The organism is Geobacillus sp. DSP4a, from assembly GCF_013096875.1.
In the GTDB taxonomy this organism is placed as follows: Bacteria; Bacillota; Bacilli; order Bacillales; family Anoxybacillaceae; genus Geobacillus; species Geobacillus thermophilus.
Window position 1 is genome coordinate 1 of record NZ_SDLD01000123.1, and the last position, 1,238, is coordinate 1,238.

At 44.8% G+C, this 1,238-nt stretch carries 1 protein-coding gene; it reads left to right on the forward strand.

Going from position 1 to position 1,238, the window contains the following annotated elements:
* Positions 1-1,049: ISL3 family transposase (locus ETC02_RS16585; protein ID WP_171698443.1), on the forward strand; the 1,049-nt coding region annotated here is incomplete at its 5' end.
* Positions 1,050-1,238 lie beyond the last annotated feature (189 nt).

Sequence of the window (1,238 nt, forward strand, 5' to 3'; positions counted from 1 at the left end):
ACAGACGGACAAGAAAAGTACGGGATTTGGCGATTTTCCATCAACCGGTGTACTTGTTCGTAAAGGTAAAGCGCTATCGGTGCTGGAATTGTTCCCAAGTGTTTTCCCCCTCTTTGGAATCGATTCCACCCAATCAACACTACACCAATCGATTTTGTGAGTACTTGTATGAACTTTGCGAAGGCTCCACCATTCAAGAGGTTAGCCGAAAGCACCGCATCCCATATACAACATTGGAACGCATTTATTACTCCATCGCATCGAAAAAAGCAAAAGAGCGTCAAACAGCGATAGAAGCATCTTCTCAAGAAGGAATGGTGCTTAGTTTAGATGAAATCGCGGTAAAAAAGGGACATCAGTATGAAACTGTATTGATGGATGCCAGAGCCGGATCGGTCATGGGAATGCATGCCGATCGCCAATGTAACTCCGCCGTTAACTTGTTGAGCCAAAATGTCCTGTCGAAAGAAAGGGTCCAAACGGTGATTCTTGACATGTGGGAACCTTATCATAAGGCGGTTCGCGCCCTGTTTCCATCTGCTTCGATTGTCATCGATAAGTACCATGTGGTTCAAAAAGTGACCCAAGCCTTGGATCAAGCAAGAAAGGAATTTTCTCCATTGAAAAAGGCTCGATATCTTCTCTTAAAAGGCTGTGAAAAGCTTCGTAAGGACCAACGGCGTCGATTAGACGATATCTTGGAGGAGTATCCGGTACTCTCCATTGCTTATGATCTGAAAGAGTTGTTTCGGGATTTTTACCGAACCGATGGATATAACGAAGCAAAGGAACGCTTGGAAGAATGGATTCAGTTAGCCAAACAGAGCCCTTTTGCTTCTTTTCAGGAAGCAGCCAACACGCTTGAAAGGTGGAAGGAGCCTATTCTTTCCTACTTTTTGTGCCCATATACGAATGCCCGAATCGAGGGGACGAATCACAAGATCAAAAACATCAAACGCCGGGCATATGGCTATCGAAATCTAGAACGGTTTCGTTTACGTGTATTTCTGGAGTGTACAGGGAACACTACAAGCAGTCAGGCTGCCTAAGCGCTCACTTCTTCCGCTATCGGTATGATAGTTGGTAGAATGGAACCCGTCAAGGAAAGCACTTGACTGTTTCCATTCTACCAACTTCGTGGTCTGTATGCGGAAGAAGGATCCTGACTGATGAACCTATTTCATCCAGCTAACATGTTTCTGGGATTGAGTGAAAATCACAGAAAATGGTGAAGACCC